Origin of the sequence: Geopseudomonas aromaticivorans (assembly GCF_019097855.1) — a bacterium.
In the GTDB taxonomy this organism is placed as follows: Bacteria; Pseudomonadota; Gammaproteobacteria; order Pseudomonadales; family Pseudomonadaceae; genus Geopseudomonas; species Geopseudomonas aromaticivorans.
The window spans coordinates 37,056-50,982 of the sequence record NZ_JAHRGL010000012.1 but is presented as its reverse complement, the minus strand read 5'-3'; the positions used below and the strand labels follow the sequence as shown (position 1 = coordinate 50,982).

Here is a 13,927-nt window from a genome sequence, read left to right as displayed (position 1 = left end):
TTACAGTTATACCTTTGAGGCACGCCCCGCATGAGTTCGCCACCTCGTCTATTCATTTCCTATAGCTGGTCAACATCCGAACACGAGCAGTGGGTCATTGATCTAGCTACGGAGCTAGTAAACAGTGGCGTAGATGTTGTACTAGATAAGTGGGATTTGCGCGAAGGCCACGATTCCATAGCGTTCATGGAAAAGATGGTCACTGACCCATCAATCTCGAAAGTCATCCTCGTCTGCGACCAGGTCTACGCAAGCAAGGCCGATGGAAGAGCTGGCGGTGTCGGAACTGAAACCCAGATCATTTCTGCGGAGGTCTACGCGAAGCAGTCTCAAGATAAGTTCGTCGCAGTCATCGCGGAAAAGAACGATGCAGGCAAGCCCTACTTGCCCACCTACTACAAGTCACGTATCTACGTTGACCTTAGCGAAAGCGATCGTTATGCAGAGAACTTCGAAAAGCTCCTGCGCTGGATTTTCGACAAGCCGTTATACCTGAAGCCAGAGATAGGGAAACCACCATCATTCATCATCGAACCAGATGCACCCGCTTTGGGAACCAGCGCTCTCGCCAAACGGGTTATTGAGGGTGTAAAGGCCGACAAAGGCTACACGCGCGGCGCCCTAGACGAGTACCTTTCACTCTTTTCAGAACACCTCGAACGATTTCGCATTTCTTCCGACGAAGGCGAAATGGATGATCGAATAGTGAAATCAATTGAGGATTTCACTCCTTCACGCAACGAACTGATTCAGATCGTCACAGCGCTTGCACAGTACACAGACCCGCAGGCATATGTGCCACGTGTTCATAGGTTCTTTGAATCCATATTGCCGTATCTTTCACGGCCACCGCATGTCAATCGGTGGAGCGAGACAGATTTCGACAACTTCAAATTCATAGCCCATGAGATGTTTCTCTATGTCATTGCGGTTCTCCTGCGCGGCGAGCACATTGAATCCGCCACATACCTCCTGTCGCAGTCGTACTATGTTCCAGGCAACTCTGATTACGGCAAGAATGCAACGGTGAGCTTTACAGCCTTCCGCGAATACATGAAGTCCTTGGATATTCGAAACCAACGACTCAAAAGCAATCGCCTCTCGATAAGGGCTGACCTACTTGAACAGCGATCAAAGACCTCTGGTGTACAGTTCCGACATGTTATGCAGTCGGATTTCGTTTGCTTTCTCCGTGCCGACTTAACGCACATAGATAGCTACGACAGATGGTGGCCAGAGACGCTGCTTTACGCGACCCGGCACTACGGGCCATTTGAGCTGTTCGCAAGGTCAACATCGAAGACCTATCTATCGCGCACCTTGTCGCTCTTGGGCGTTCCCAATCTAGATTTACTTAAGGAAAAGCTCGATGAGTACGCTTCCGATAGAAAGAATCTCCCTCGGTGGCAGTTTGAATCCTTTAACCCATCGGCATTGGTCGGCTTTGACCAACTTGGCACAAAGGTATAACCCTGCGTTCGAGGCGACCTGCGCGAAAAGCTGCGCAGGCGCCTCAACTTCGCGTTATGCTCACAAGAACAGATTAGATTTTTAACAGAATAATATTTCACGCAATAATCGGAGGAATTACTTTCTTAATTTTAACCAGTCTCCATGATTTCGCCAAAATTAGAGGGCGGGTAACTTTACTGCTTATGCTGGAATAATATACGTTGGGGCTACTAATTTTATGATATTGCTTGGGGTAAATATACCTGCGCCAGCCGGAAAAAGCTCTAGCCCTTCACCCCTAGCAAACTAAGCCATGACCTGACCAGAAAGAAAGCACGCAAAGGATTGCTTGAATACAAGAAATTGTTTGATGAAGGATTTTTGACGCAAGAAGAGTTCAACACGAAGGCAAGTGAGCTAAAGAAAGAAATACTATGAACATAACAATCACTACATGGAATCCACCCACAAGTGGTGAGTAAAGTCGTGCCAACCCTGTCGTCAGTGCGGTTGCACTCGTATATCCGTCCTTCGCTGGGCGTTGCCACCCGGGCCATTCTGTAGTTCGCGCGACGGGGGCCAAGCGTTCAACCGATCACGAGGATCAGGATTGTTATCGGCCTTGTTCCGTCGCAGGACTCGCCTGTTCCGACAGTGTCGCTGTGCACCACAACCACAAGAAAACCGCTTCCCGATTACTCCGGCCCGCCGTCAGGCGGCTTACCGCTCTGCCAGTCGCCACTGAAGCGCCGCTCGCGGCACCACACCGCCCAGCAGATCCGTACCAGCTTGTTGGCCAGCGCCACGGCGGCCTTGTTGTGGCCGATCCGTGCTGCCGTCTCCACCACCTCAATCCTCGGACTCCAGCCCTTGCCGCGAATCGGCCGAGAAGTAGCGCAGGCGGTACAGCCGCCAGGACAGCGTGTCGCCGCCGCGGCAGAAGCCGTAGCGAAAGGTATCGGGCAGGGCCGGCAGGTCGTAGCGCAGGTCGGTGAACCAGATGCAGGTTTCGTCGCCGCGATCGATCCGCGACAGCGCCGGAAAGATCGCGAAGCGGCGGTAGGAGGCGAAGCGGGGGTCGTGCCAGCGCGCCTGCATCTGCTCCTGCAGGGCGGCGTCCGCGCCGTAGCGATGGCGCAGCTGCCAGGCCAGCCGCTCCGACGGCCGATAGGCCCAGGCAAGCTCGCCCAGCGGCCCCGGGATCGGCAGCGCTCCCCCGCCAGCGTCGAGCTTCAGATGGGCCTGGTGATAACGGTCGCCATCGACCACCAGCAGTTTCCAGTTGAAGGGCGACAGCGGCTGGGCCAGCGCCACCACCCGCGCCGGTGCGATGCCATTGGCCTGTGCCCACTGGCGGGCGATCTCGTTGGCACGCTGCTGCTGCAGCGTCTGCTCGCCCGCATACAGCGCGAGCAGCGCGATGCCCGCGACGGCGGGCCAGCGCTTGCGCAGCCTCAGGCTGGCGACCAGCGCGCCCAGGGCGATCAGCAGGAAAAGCGGGTCCACCAGGAACAGGCTGCCGATCCAGAAGCGCTCCTTGCTGATCGGATGGAATAGCGCGGTGCCGTAGGCGGTCATCAGGTCGAGCGAGATGTGCGAGGCAAGGCCGACGGCGGCGAAAGCACAGGCGGGCAGGAAGGCCGCCTGGCGCTTACCCGCCAGCGCGAACGCGCCACCGATCAGCGCGGCCCACAGCGGCAGCAGGATGAGCGAATGCGTCGGGCCCTGGTGCCAGTCGGCGAGAAATCGCAGCGGATCGACGAGGAAGCCGATGAAGTCGATATCGGGGAAGATCGCCGCGATGGAGCAGAACGCCAGGCGCTGCCGTGGCTGCAGCCCGGTGCAGCGCGCCGGGGCGGCTTGCGCCAGCGTGGCGCCCAGCAGCGCGTGGGCGAGCGCGTCCATCGCTCAGCCGCCGCCGTCGGCCCCGCTGCCGGTGCTGCCTGTCGACGGCCCCGTCCGGCGTGCCGGCGGTCCGGCGCGGTCCATCCCACCGAGCCAGCCGGCCACCCACTCGGCCCGGGCGAGCAGCCGGTCGAGCAGGTTGCGACTGCGGCTGGCGCCGGGGCTGTCGTCCCGCAGCCAGCAGGCGAAGGTCGCCAGGTAGATGGCGGTGAGCGCCGCTTCCTCGCATTCACGCCGCCAGCCGGTTGCCGGCAGCAGGGCCGCTTCGCGGATCCATTGCACCGTGCGGCTGACCCGCAGCACGCCCTGGATCTGGAGATGCAGGTGCTCGGGCTGCAGCTTGTAGCGCAGCATCTCGGCGGCCAGCCGGCGATGCGGGGCCAGCACGTCCAGCCAGCTGAAGATCGCGCGCTGCAGGCGTTCGCGTGGGCTGAGGAGCTGCCAGCCCGGCGCCTCCGGCGCGGCCAGCAAGGCGGCATCGGCCCGCTCGAACCAGGCTTCGGCGATCGCGTCTTTGCCGGCGAAGTGCAGGGCGATGTCGGCCAGGCCGATGTCCAGTCGCGCCGCGAGTTCGTGGATATGAAAACCGTCCCAGCCGCGCTCTTCGCCGAGGCTCAGCGCGGTGTCGATGATCCTGCATCTGTGCTCGGCCTGGCCGAGGACGCCGGGGGCAGCCACTTCGCTCATCGCATGGTCTCCTCTACAAGGGTGCCGAACAGCCTCCTGGAAGCGTAGATGCGCTGGCGTCCCCGCGGGACGCCACCCGGCGGAGGGCCGCTCGAAGCGCTTGGGCACACGCGCCCTTACCGACAGCCAGTACAACCGCCAGCCCTCTTCTGGTGGCCGCTCACATCTTCGCCGGCCTGATCGAGCTGTACAGTGAGCTTGTTGCGGACAAAAAAAACCGCTCATCGCAAATGCGGGAGCGGCTAAAGGGTGACACTTCAGTATTCCATTCGTTACATGTACAGCACGACCAGATCGTTGATCACCGCCGGGCGCTCGCTGCCGACCACGTGGATGTTCAGCTCCAGGGTCAGCTGGGTGCCGCGCTTGCCGATCTCCACGGCCTTGACCCGGCCGCGAGCGTGGATGCGCGAACCGGCCGGCACCGGGCTGGGGAAGCGCAGGCGGTCGGAGCCGTAGTTGACCATGTTGGTGAAGCCGACGATCTCGTAGTCGAACGGCACCTTGAGCCGCGACATCAGCACCTGGACCAGCGCACCATGGGCGATGGTGCCGCCGAACGGGCCTTGCTTGCGGGCGCGCTCCGGGTCGATGTGGATCCAGTAGTCGTCGCCGGACAGCTTGGCGAATTCGTCGATCAGCGCCTGATCAACGACGAACTGGTTGCTCCAGGCGGTGAACTGCTCGCTGACCAGCGCGTGCAGCGCTTCGGCATCGTCGACGCGGATCTGCCGGCGCGGCGCCTGTTCCTCAGCTTGCTCCACCACCTCCGGCTCGTCGAAGCGGCGCGGAGCCACCTGCTTGTCGAGGCCGGTAAAGCGCAGCAGGGTGTCGCCCTCGGCGTTGACGGTGTCGAACACCGGCTTGAGGCGCATGCCGACCTTGATCTCGCTTTCCTCAAGGCCGACCAGGGTGGTGTTGATCCGCACGCCCTCATCCAGCTCGACCACGGCGAGCTTCTGCGGCGCCTCGTCGGCGAAGTCCGGCAGGGTGGGGATGCGCGCCACGGTGAAGCTGTACAGCGTGCCGCTGCCGGAAACGTCCTGCCACTTGAGGTCGTGGGAGTAGCAGCGGTCGCAGTGGCGGCGCGGGTAGAAGATCCAGCGGCCGCAGGCCTGGCACTGCGGGATGGTCAGGCGCTGCTCTTTCAGGCCTGCCCAGAACGGCGCCGAAATTTCCGTCGGCACGGGCATCGGTTTGTTGGTCGACATCTGGCTCATGCTCCCTGAAGAATCAGTGCGCCCTGCTCGCTCATCACGCCGCCGGTACCGGAGACGTAGACGTTGTCGCAGCGTGACAGCTGGCGGTCGCCGGCGCGGCCGGCGATCTGGTGGAAGGCCTCGACCACCTGCGACATGCCGCCGGCCGAGCCGGCCTGGCCGAAGCTGAGCTGGCCGCCGTGGGTGTTCATCGGGAAGTTGCCGCGCCAGGTCAGGTCGTTGTCGCGCACGAAGCGCATGCCCTCGCCCTTGGGCACGAAGCCGGCGTCCTCCAGGGTCAGCAGCACGGTGATGGTGTAGCAGTCGTAGATCTGCGCCGCGTGCATGTCGGACGGCTTGAGCCCGGCCATGGCAAAGGCACGCTCGGAGGCCGGACCGATCGGGGTGCGGGTCATCTCCTCGGCATAGGTCGGCGACTTGAAGGACAGGTGCTCGCCAAAGCCGGTGACCACCGCGCCGCGGTTGCGCGCACGGGCGGCGACCTCCTTGGAGGCGACGATCAGCGCCGCGCCGCCAGCGACCGGCATGACGATCTCCAGCACATGCAGCGGGTCGGCGACCTTCTTGCTGGCCAGCACCTGCTCCACGGTGAGTGGCTGGCCGTAGAACATCGCCTCGGGGTTGAACTGGGCGTTGAAGCGCTGATCGACGGCGATCTTCGCCATCGCCGCAGCGTCGTAGCCATATTGGGCGGCGTAGCGCTGGGCGATCATCGCGTAGCCGGTGTTCTGGCCCATGTGCCCATAGGGCAGGTCGAACTCCGCCTCGGGCGCACCGAAGGCGGTGCTGTGGCCGCCGAAACGCATGGCGCGCGCCATCCAGCTCGGGTCCTCGTCGGGGCCGAAGGGCGCCATGCGCGCCGGCAGCACGCAGAGCACCGCCTGGCACAGGCCCAGCTCGATGGCGGCGGCGGCGCGCCAGACCATGGCCACCGAAGTACAGCCGCCGAGGTCGACCACCTCGGCGAAGTTGAGCTTCATGCCCAGGTATTCGGCGGCCATCGCCGGGACGAACACCGAGGCCTCGTGGAACTGCGGGCCGTTGATCACCAGGCCGTCGAGATCCTCGGCGCGCAGCCCGGCGTCAGCCAGGGCGCGCGCGGCCAGGTCGGCCACCTGCTCCAGATGGAACATGCGCGGCGCGGTGGCGTACTTCTCCGGTTTGTACTGGGCCGCCCCGACGATAGCGGCGTTGCCTTTGAGTCCCATGGTTGTCTCCACTGGCGTAGGACGTGACTGCAGCCACTATGCCGCAGTCGCGCCCGGCGCGAATCGTTCAAATCGAGTAGACCGGTCCCCTGCAGGGGCGAATTCATTCGCCTTGGTGGGGCATTCTGGCGAATGAATTCGCCCCTACAGTTCGCAAGCCAGTCATGCAATTGCCCTGATCGGACAGGCCGGGCAGCAGATGCCGCCCGGCGCAGCCTGGTCAGAACGAGTATTTGGCGGACAGGGTGGCATAGTCCCGGTCGGCCAACTGGCGGCGGATCGGGTCGGCCTCGCCGAGGAAGGCGTTGTAGGCCAGTGCCACTTCCAGGTTGCCCATGTACTTGAAGGTGGTGCCGACGGTCATGCGGCGGTCGCCCTGGGCGCCGGAGATGGTGCCGGACATCGGCGTGGCGCCTTCGACGACGTGGGAGAAGCGCACCGGCACGTCCAGATCCCAGCCGGTGAACACGCCGGGGTAGTTGAACACGCCGACCAGCGAGTAGGCGGTGGCGGTCTTGCTCTTCCACGCCGAGGTGGTCTTGAAGCTGTAGTCGTCGGCACCGTTGAGGTTGTCGACGTCGTCGACCCGCACATGCACCACCTCGCCCATGAAGGTGGTCTGGCTGGCCCACGGGCGGTCGCCGAGGATGCGCATGAACGACAGCTGCATCTGCTGGCCCTGACCCGTGGTCGGTGCGAAAGTCCCACGCGCCTTGTTGGTGAGTACGTTCACCGGAGCGCCATCGCGGTACGACCACTCGCCGCCGACCTGGGTGTCGCCGATCTTGGTGGAGAAGCTCACGCCGGTGAGGTGGATATCCTCGAAGTAGTTGACCTCGTAGCCCCGCGGGATTCGCGGGTTGGTGATGCCGGGGAGGATGCCAACCCCGGACGGGTTGCGGTCGTGGTAGTTGATGCGAAACAGCGACAGCTCGAGATCTGCGGTCGGCCGGTAGCGCATCTGCACGCCCCACTGGCCGCTGTCGCGCGGTTCGTTGGTATCCAGGTAGGGAATCCTCATCGGGCCGGCAAGCAGCATCTCGCGGCCCGGACCGGTGACGTCGCTGGTCGACATGTAGCTGCCCGCCGGCGCCAGCTCGTTGCCTGCCCACTCGTACTGCACGTAGGCGCCCAGGCTGAACGACTCGTTGAGGCTCCACTGGCCGGACACCTGGCCAATGGGGAGCAGCACTTCCTTGGCCTCGATGCCCGGCAGCGAGGCCTTGACCACGTCGACCGGCGACTGGGCACCGGACACACCTGGGAAGATCAGGCTCTCGCCCCAGGACACCACATGCTCGCCCGCCTTGACGTCGATGCTCTGCCCACCCTCGGTACGCCAGCCGCTGAACACGTAGGCATCGAGAATGCGGCTGCGCCCACCACTGAAGCGCCGCGCATCGTTGGTGAACTCGTCGAACTCGCCGGTCTTGTTGACCCGCCCGGGGGCGTCGTTGTCGTTGGAGTTGTGGTAGACGTCGTCGTAGAAGGTGCTGGCACGCAGTACCGCGCCATAGTTGTCCTTGCGCAGGATCAACTCGGCCAGCGCGCCGAGGCGGTTGGTCACCAGGCTGCCCTTGTCGAAGTTGCGGTCGCCGTCGTCCATGTTGAGGGTCAGCGGGCCGTCAATCAGCGCCTTGTCCTGATCCTCCATGCGCACGCCCATGCCGTAGCTGGTGGTGAGCGTCCAGTCGAGGGTCGCGCCGTTGTCGAACTCGATGGTCTCGCCAGCATGGGCGGCGCCGCTGGCCATGGCCACCGCGGCGGCCAGGCCGAGGAGCGGGAAGCGCTGGGCTACCAGACTCTTGCAACGAAGATTGTTGTTATTGTGCATGCTGCTTTTTCTCCTAATGAAGGCCAACCGGCCGCATCGAGTTTCCGGGCGGTGCCTGCGAATGTTCGTCGTCAAAAAGGACTAGAAAGCTCGCCGAGCATGTCTTCGGGCCGGGCGCGTCGGTAGCGGTGCACGCCCGCCTGCTCCTCGCGCACCAGCAATCTCTCGGTGATCAGGTAGTTGATGTGGGCCAGCGTCTCGCCGATGGCCATCAGCTCGTCGAAGCGACTCTTCAGGCGCGGGAACAGCTCGACCATCAGCTCGGCCGCCGTGCACGGCTGCGCGCAGCGCTCCAGCGCCAGGTCGAGGTGCCGGCGGTGGTGCTCGCGCAGCTGCCCCAGGCGCGTGTGCAGGCCGTGGAACGGCCGCTCATGGGCCGGTAGCACCAGCACGCTGTCGGGCAGCTCGCCAAGGCGCTCGATGGACTCCAGCCAGTCGCGCAAGGGATCGCCGTCCGGCTCGGTCACGCCGACACCGACCGTCGGGGTGATACGCGGCAGCACCTGATCGCCGGAGATCAGCAGACCGTCCTCAGCGCAGTACAGGCAGGCGTGCTCGGGCGAGTGACCGCGGCCGATAACCACCTGCCAGCGCCGCCCGCCGATGGACAGCACGCCGCCCTCCTTCAGGCGGCGGAAGGCGAGCGGCGGCGTCGGCCGGAAATGCTCCTGGCGGATCATCGGCAGGAAGGCGGTCGAATCCTCTTCGCTCAGCCCGGCCTGGCGGTAGAACTGGTGGAAAGCCCAGTCCGGCTCGTCGCTGCGCGGCGGCGCGACGTGGATCGCCTGGTACTCGGCGTGGGTCATGTACACCGGGCAGCGGAAGCGCTCGGCCAGCCAGCCGAGCAGCCCGCTGTGGTCGTAGTGGAAGTGGGTGCAGACCAGCGCCAGCAGCGGACGGCCCTCCAGCACGCCGCCCAGCACCTCCTCCCACACCGCGCGGCTCTGCTCGGTGCACAGGCCACTGTCCACCGCCACCCAGCCATCGCCGTGGCGCAGCAGGTAGAGGTTGATATGGTCGAGGCCGAACGGCAGCGGCATGCGCAGCCACAGCACACCGGGCGCCACCTCCAGCGTCTGCCCGGCGGCCGGCGGCGCCACCCAGGGGAAGCGCAGGCCGGCCTTGAGCTCGTGGCCGTTGTGGTCGAGATCAGCCATGGGAGGCACCGAACGGCGCCAGGCCGATGGATGCCAGCGCTTCGGCCGAGTACGGTCGGTAGGTGCCGGAGGCATCGTCGCGCACATACAGCGGGTCGTCGAACGCCGTCGGGTCGTAGCCCTGGCGCTGCAGATCGACCTTGCGCAGCTTGAAGGTGCTGGTCAGGTCGGCGGCTGGCGACACGCGCACGAACACCGGCGCGGCGTAGCGCGGCAGGCGTTGCTCGGTCAGCGCGTAGAAGCTGTCCGCATCGAACTGCTGACCGTCCTGCATCAGCACCGCGGCCATGCCGGCGCGGCCCTCCTGGCCCGGCACCTGCACGCCGTAGATGTTGATCAGCTCCAGGCCCGGATAGTCGGCCAGGGCGTCGGCCACCTCCAGGGTCGAGACGTTCTCGCTCTTCCAGCGGAAGGTGTCGCCGATGCGGTCGACGAAGTAGAAGTAGCCGTCCTCGTCGTAGCGCAGCAGGTCGCCCGAGCTCCAGTAGGCGTCGCCCTTCTGGAACACGTCGCGGAGGATCTTCTTCTCGGTGGCCTCGGCCGAGGTGTAGCCCTCGAAACGGCCGCCGCCGATGTCCGGGTGGTCAACGATATAGCCGATGGCCTCGCCCACCTCGCCCGGCTGGCACAGCAGGTAGAAGCCGTTGGCGTCACGCGGGTGCGACTCGCTCTCCACGTCGAAGCGCACCAGGCGGAAGTTGGTCTTCTCCCAGTAGGGCACGCGGCCGCAGGAACCGATGCGGTTGTCGAGGTTGATCAGGTTGGTGTTGGCCTCGGTCGAGCCCCAGCCCTCGAAGATCTGCACCGCGCCGAAGCGCTCGACCCAGCGCTGCCAGGACTCCGGCGACAGGCCGGCGCCCAGCATGGCGCGCAGACTGTGCTCGCGGTCGCGCTGGTCCTCGGGCAGGTTGAGCAGGTAGCGGCAGATTTCACCGATGTACTGGCAGATGGTGATGCCGTTGTTGCGCACGTCGTTCCAGAACTCGCGCACGCTGAAGCGCCGGCGCAGCACGATGGCGGCGCCGGCCTTGAGCGCGGTGGAGGTCACCGAGGTGGCGGCAGCACCGTGATAGAGCGGCAGGCAGCAGTAGAAGACGTCGTCCGGGGTGGCCTCGAGGGTCTCCACCATCACGTCGCCCGAGCTCATCCAGCGCATATGGCTGTAGCGCGCCGCCTTGGGCAGGCCCGTGGTGCCGGAGGTGAAGATCAGCAGGCTCGGCGTCTCGGCGGTGATGCCTTCGCGCAGGCTGCGCGGCGGCGCCTGGCGCGAGGCGCTCGCCACCTCGGCGGCGAAGCCTTCGTCGGCCAGCGCGCGCAGTTCGGCTGCGGCCGGCTTCTCGGTGTCCGGCACCAGCCATAGCGGCACATTGGGCAGGCCTTCGGTGGCGGCGAAGTTGGCCAGGCACTCCTCGCCGGCCAGCACGGCGCGCGCGCCGGTGCTCTCCAGGGCGTGGGCCAGCGGCTTGCCGCTGACGTGGGTGTTGAGCGGCGCCACCACCACGCCGAGCTTGACCAGGCCGAACCAGGCGAAGAAGAACTCCGGGCGGTTCTCCATAGCCAGCGCGCACACATCGCCAGCCTTGAGGCCGCGGGCCAGGGCGGCGTGCGCCACCTGGTTGGCGCGCGCGTCCACCTCGGCGTAACTGTAGCGCTCGCCGCCGTAGATCAGCATGGTCTGCGTGGCCAGGCGTTGTGCCTGCTGCTCGAGGCGGTCGGCGATGGTGTAGAGGTCGCGCGGCTTGACCAGCGCGCTGGCCGCGGCGCGGCGGTCGAGGCGCGCCTGGGTGACCTCGCGCGGCACCGGGGCGGCGTCCAGCGCGGCCATGGTCTGCGCATCAATGCGATCGTTCATGTCGTTTCCCCTGAATGGATTCGCGGCTCGCCCGGCTCACTGCGCCGGCACCGGCCAGCGCGGGTAGTCGAGGTAGCCACGCGGTCCCGCGGTGTACAGCGAGCCGCGGTCGAAGCCGGCCAGCGGCGCGTTGGCGCGCAGGCGCTCGGCGAGGTCCGGGTTGCCGATGTAGTGGCGGGCGAAGGACACCGCCTCGCCCTGCCCGGCCTCGATGGCCTGACGCGCCGACTGGCCGTCGAAGCCGTCGTTGAGGATCAGCGCGCCGGGGAATTTCTCGCGGGCCAGGGCGAAGGCGTCCAGGCCGGCGACCGGCGAACGCATCACGTGCAGGAAGGCCAGCCCCAGCGGGGCGATGGCGTCGAGCAGCGCCGCCGCGGTGGCGGCCGGATCTGAGTCCTCGCTGTCGTTGTAGGGGTTGCCGGGGCAGATGCGCAGGCCGACCCGGCCCGGGCCGATGGCCTCGGCCATGGCGGCGAGCACCTCGGCGGGGAAGCGCACGCGGTTTTCCACGCTGCCGCCGTACTGGTCGCTGCGCCGGTTGCTGCCCTCGGCCATGAACTGCATCGGCAGGTAGCCGCTGGTGCAGTGCAGCTCGACGCCGTCGAAGCCGGCGGCGCGGGCGTTGCGCGCGGCCTGAGCGAACTCGGCGATCACGTCCTGAACCTCGGCGGTGCTCAGCTCGTGCGGCTCATCGGTGTCGACCATGCCGGCGGCGTCGCTGTACAGCTGGGTGCGCGCGCGCAGCGCCGAGGGCGCCACGATCGGCGCGCCGGCCGGCTTGTTGTGGTGACTGGAGACCCGGCCGACGTGCATCAGCTGCAGGACGATGCGTCCACCGGCGGCGTGCACCGCCTGGGTGACGCCGCGCCAGGCGGCGATCTGCGCGGCGCTGTAGATGCCCGGGGTGCGGCAGTAGCCGAGGCCGGCGGCCGAGGGCGCGGTGCCCTCGGCGACGATCAGGCCGGCGCCGGCGCGCTGGGCGTAGTACTCGACCATGTCGAGGGTCGGCATGCCGTCGGCGCCAGCGCGGCTGCGCGTCATCGGCGCCATCACCACGCGGTTGGCCAGTTCGATGTCGCCGAGGCGAAGGGGTTGGAACAGCGGATTCATGGTCAGCTCCTCAGCGCACGCGGATCTTGGGCGCGCCGGCACCGCGGCGCAGGGTGGCGAGGAAACCTTCCAGCGGCGCCGGCTCGGCCACTTCGGGCAGCACTTCCTTGTCCGGGCGCGCGGCCCAGAACTCGGTCCAGGAGGGGAACAGGTCGTGGAAGGTGCCGTGATAGGGCTCGCGACCGGGCCAGCGCATCTTGCGCTCGCCGATCGGCGGCTTGTTCAGGTCGGTGGCGTACCAGTAGCAGGGCAGGCGGCGGCGGAAGTACCAGCACCCGTCGATGCGCTGGTAGTCGTCCCAATAGAGCATCTGCATGATCACCCACTCGGGGCCGGTCTCGTGCTCGTTCTTCGAATACACCACGCCGGTGGCGTGGTCGGCGTCGACGAACTCGATGATGTGCTGGCCGAGGTGGTGCGAGGTGCCGTCGAACTGGTTGCGCAGGGTGTCGTCGAGCCAGCTCTTGAGGTGAGCGCGGCCGACCTTGTCGCGGCCGACGCGGATGTCCGGGGCAAACAGGTTGACGTGGGAGTCGAGGTCGCGCATGTCCAGCGACAGCGAATACTTGCCGGCCAGCTGGCGGATTTCCTCGATGGACTCGAGGCGGTCCAGGCGCGCGGCCAGGCTATTGTTGTTGTCCATTCGGATTGCCCTTGCTACGGGTGATTCGGCCCCGCGCGGGCGATGGCGCCGCGCGCGGGGGTGGCGCGTGGCGTTACTCGAGTACGGTGTAGAGGTCCGAGCTGCGCCCGCCGTCCACGGTCAGGCTGGCGCCGGTGACGTAGGAGGCTTCGTCGGAGGCCAGGAACAGGATGGCGTTGGCCAGCTCCACCGGCTCGCCGACCCGGCGCATCGGGATCAGCTTCTCGGTGTTGGCGCGGCCCTTGTCGTCGGCCAGCATGCCGGCGGTGGCCGGGGTGGCGACCACGCCGGGGATCACCACGTTGCAGCGGATGTTGGCGGCGGCGCCCTCGGAGGCGGCGGCGCGGCTGAAGTTGATCACCGCGGCCTTGGCCGCCGAGTAGCCGGCCATCCAGGCGGTGCCGAACAGGCCGCAGATCGACGCCAGGTTGACGATGGAGCCGCCGCCCTGCTGCTGCATCAGGCGCATCGCGGTGCGGGTGCCCCAGAAGGTGCCGTCCACGGTGGTGGAGAAGTTGCCGTGCCAGGTCGCGGTGTCGGTGCCGGTGATGGCGCCCCAGCTGTAGGCCATGGCGTTGTTGACCAGGATGTCCAGGCGACCGTGGCGCTGGGCCGCCGCCTCGATGGCGGCGACGAAGCTCTGCTCGTCGCTGACGTCGGCGACCACGCATTCGGCATTGCCGCCCTTGTCGCGGATGGCGGCGACCACTGCTTCCAGTGGCTCGGCGCGCCGGCCGCAGATGACCACGATGGCGCCCTCCTCGGCGAAGCGGTGGGCGGTGGCCTCACCGATGCCCGAGCTGCCGCCGGTGATGAAGGCGACCTTGCCTGCAAGACGTGCTGTCATCGTTCTCCCCTC

The 13,927-nt window shown here is 65.9% G+C and carries 11 protein-coding genes and 1 pseudogene; 1 reads left to right on the top strand and 11 read right to left on the bottom strand.

The window, feature by feature from the left end; translation table 11 throughout:
- Positions 1 to 30: 30 nt before the first annotated feature.
- The gene (locus KRX52_RS04815) at positions 31 to 1,470 is read left to right on the top strand and encodes an SEFIR domain-containing protein (protein ID WP_217680029.1); all 1,440 of its coding nucleotides are present in this window, start codon (positions 31 to 33) and stop codon (positions 1,468 to 1,470) included.
- 677 nt (positions 1,471 to 2,147) lie between these two features.
- Here the strand turns inward: KRX52_RS04815 and KRX52_RS04810 are convergent.
- From KRX52_RS04810 to KRX52_RS04760, 11 genes and pseudogenes are all read right to left on the bottom strand, one after another.
- A pseudogene (locus KRX52_RS04810) lies at positions 2,148 to 2,297 on the bottom strand (hypothetical protein); the annotation flags it as partial.
- A 4-nt stretch (positions 2,298 to 2,301) separates the two neighbouring features.
- Entirely contained in the window at positions 2,302 to 3,357 is a 1,056-nt protein-coding gene (locus tag KRX52_RS04805; RefSeq protein ID WP_217680028.1) for a metal-dependent hydrolase, read from the bottom strand.
- Positions 3,358 to 3,360: 3 nt separating this feature from the next.
- Complete coding sequence (locus KRX52_RS04800) at positions 3,361 to 4,044, bottom strand: TetR/AcrR family transcriptional regulator (RefSeq protein WP_217680027.1); 684 nt, start codon at positions 4,042 to 4,044, stop codon at positions 3,361 to 3,363.
- Positions 4,045 to 4,316: 272 nt separating this feature from the next.
- Positions 4,317 to 5,255: a bifunctional OB-fold nucleic acid binding domain-containing protein/MaoC family dehydratase gene (locus KRX52_RS04795; RefSeq protein WP_217680026.1), complete on the bottom strand. Its 939-nt coding sequence runs from the start codon at positions 5,253 to 5,255 to the stop codon at positions 4,317 to 4,319.
- Between the two features lie 5 nt (positions 5,256 to 5,260).
- A complete protein-coding gene (locus KRX52_RS04790) occupies positions 5,261 to 6,472 on the bottom strand; it encodes a thiolase family protein (protein WP_217680025.1) in 1,212 nt (403 codons plus the stop codon).
- Positions 6,473 to 6,692: 220 nt separating this feature from the next.
- Positions 6,693 to 8,306: a DUF1302 domain-containing protein gene (locus KRX52_RS04785; RefSeq protein ID WP_217680024.1), complete on the bottom strand. Its 1,614-nt coding sequence runs from the start codon at positions 8,304 to 8,306 to the stop codon at positions 6,693 to 6,695.
- A 71-nt stretch (positions 8,307 to 8,377) separates the two neighbouring features.
- Positions 8,378 to 9,463, bottom strand: coding sequence for an MBL fold metallo-hydrolase (locus KRX52_RS04780; protein WP_217680023.1), 1,086 nt, complete (start codon positions 9,461 to 9,463; stop codon positions 8,378 to 8,380).
- Positions 9,456 to 11,315, bottom strand: a complete 1,860-nt coding sequence (locus KRX52_RS04775) for a long-chain-acyl-CoA synthetase (RefSeq protein WP_217680022.1) — start codon at positions 11,313 to 11,315, stop codon at positions 9,456 to 9,458. The genes KRX52_RS04780 and KRX52_RS04775 overlap by 8 nt, the downstream gene beginning before the upstream one ends.
- A 36-nt stretch (positions 11,316 to 11,351) precedes the next feature.
- The gene (locus KRX52_RS04770) at positions 11,352 to 12,425 is read right to left on the bottom strand and encodes an alkene reductase (RefSeq protein WP_217680021.1); all 1,074 of its coding nucleotides are present in this window, start codon (positions 12,423 to 12,425) and stop codon (positions 11,352 to 11,354) included.
- Between the two features lie 10 nt (positions 12,426 to 12,435).
- Complete coding sequence (locus tag KRX52_RS04765) at positions 12,436 to 13,068, bottom strand: nuclear transport factor 2 family protein (protein ID WP_217680020.1); 633 nt, start codon at positions 13,066 to 13,068, stop codon at positions 12,436 to 12,438.
- A 73-nt stretch (positions 13,069 to 13,141) separates the two neighbouring features.
- Positions 13,142 to 13,915 (bottom strand): SDR family NAD(P)-dependent oxidoreductase, encoded by a 774-nt coding sequence (locus KRX52_RS04760; RefSeq protein ID WP_217680019.1) that lies wholly within the window; start codon positions 13,913 to 13,915, stop codon positions 13,142 to 13,144.
- Positions 13,916 to 13,927 lie beyond the last annotated feature (12 nt).

Excerpts from the sequence above, each read along its gene's own strand:
- KRX52_RS04770 (WP_217680021.1), bottom strand. The coding sequence starts at position 12,425 with ATGAATCCGCTGTTCCAACCCCTTCGCCTCGGCGACATCGAACTGGCC.
- KRX52_RS04775 (WP_217680022.1), bottom strand. The coding sequence starts at position 11,315 with ATGAACGATCGCATTGATGCGCAGACCATGGCCGCGCTGGACGCCGCC.
- KRX52_RS04790 (WP_217680025.1), bottom strand. The coding sequence starts at position 6,472 with ATGGGACTCAAAGGCAACGCCGCTATCGTCGGGGCGGCCCAGTACAAA.
- KRX52_RS04800 (WP_217680027.1), bottom strand. The coding sequence starts at position 4,044 with ATGAGCGAAGTGGCTGCCCCCGGCGTCCTCGGCCAGGCCGAGCACAGA.
- KRX52_RS04805 (WP_217680028.1), bottom strand. The coding sequence starts at position 3,357 with ATGGACGCGCTCGCCCACGCGCTGCTGGGCGCCACGCTGGCGCAAGCC.
- KRX52_RS04785 (WP_217680024.1), bottom strand. The coding sequence starts at position 8,306 with ATGCACAATAACAACAATCTTCGTTGCAAGAGTCTGGTAGCCCAGCGC.
- KRX52_RS04780 (WP_217680023.1), bottom strand. The coding sequence starts at position 9,463 with ATGGCTGATCTCGACCACAACGGCCACGAGCTCAAGGCCGGCCTGCGC.
- KRX52_RS04760 (WP_217680019.1), bottom strand. The coding sequence starts at position 13,915 with ATGACAGCACGTCTTGCAGGCAAGGTCGCCTTCATCACCGGCGGCAGC.
- KRX52_RS04765 (WP_217680020.1), bottom strand. The coding sequence starts at position 13,068 with ATGGACAACAACAATAGCCTGGCCGCGCGCCTGGACCGCCTCGAGTCC.
- KRX52_RS04815 (WP_217680029.1), top strand. The coding sequence starts at position 31 with ATGAGTTCGCCACCTCGTCTATTCATTTCCTATAGCTGGTCAACATCC.
- KRX52_RS04795 (WP_217680026.1), bottom strand. The coding sequence starts at position 5,255 with ATGTCGACCAACAAACCGATGCCCGTGCCGACGGAAATTTCGGCGCCG.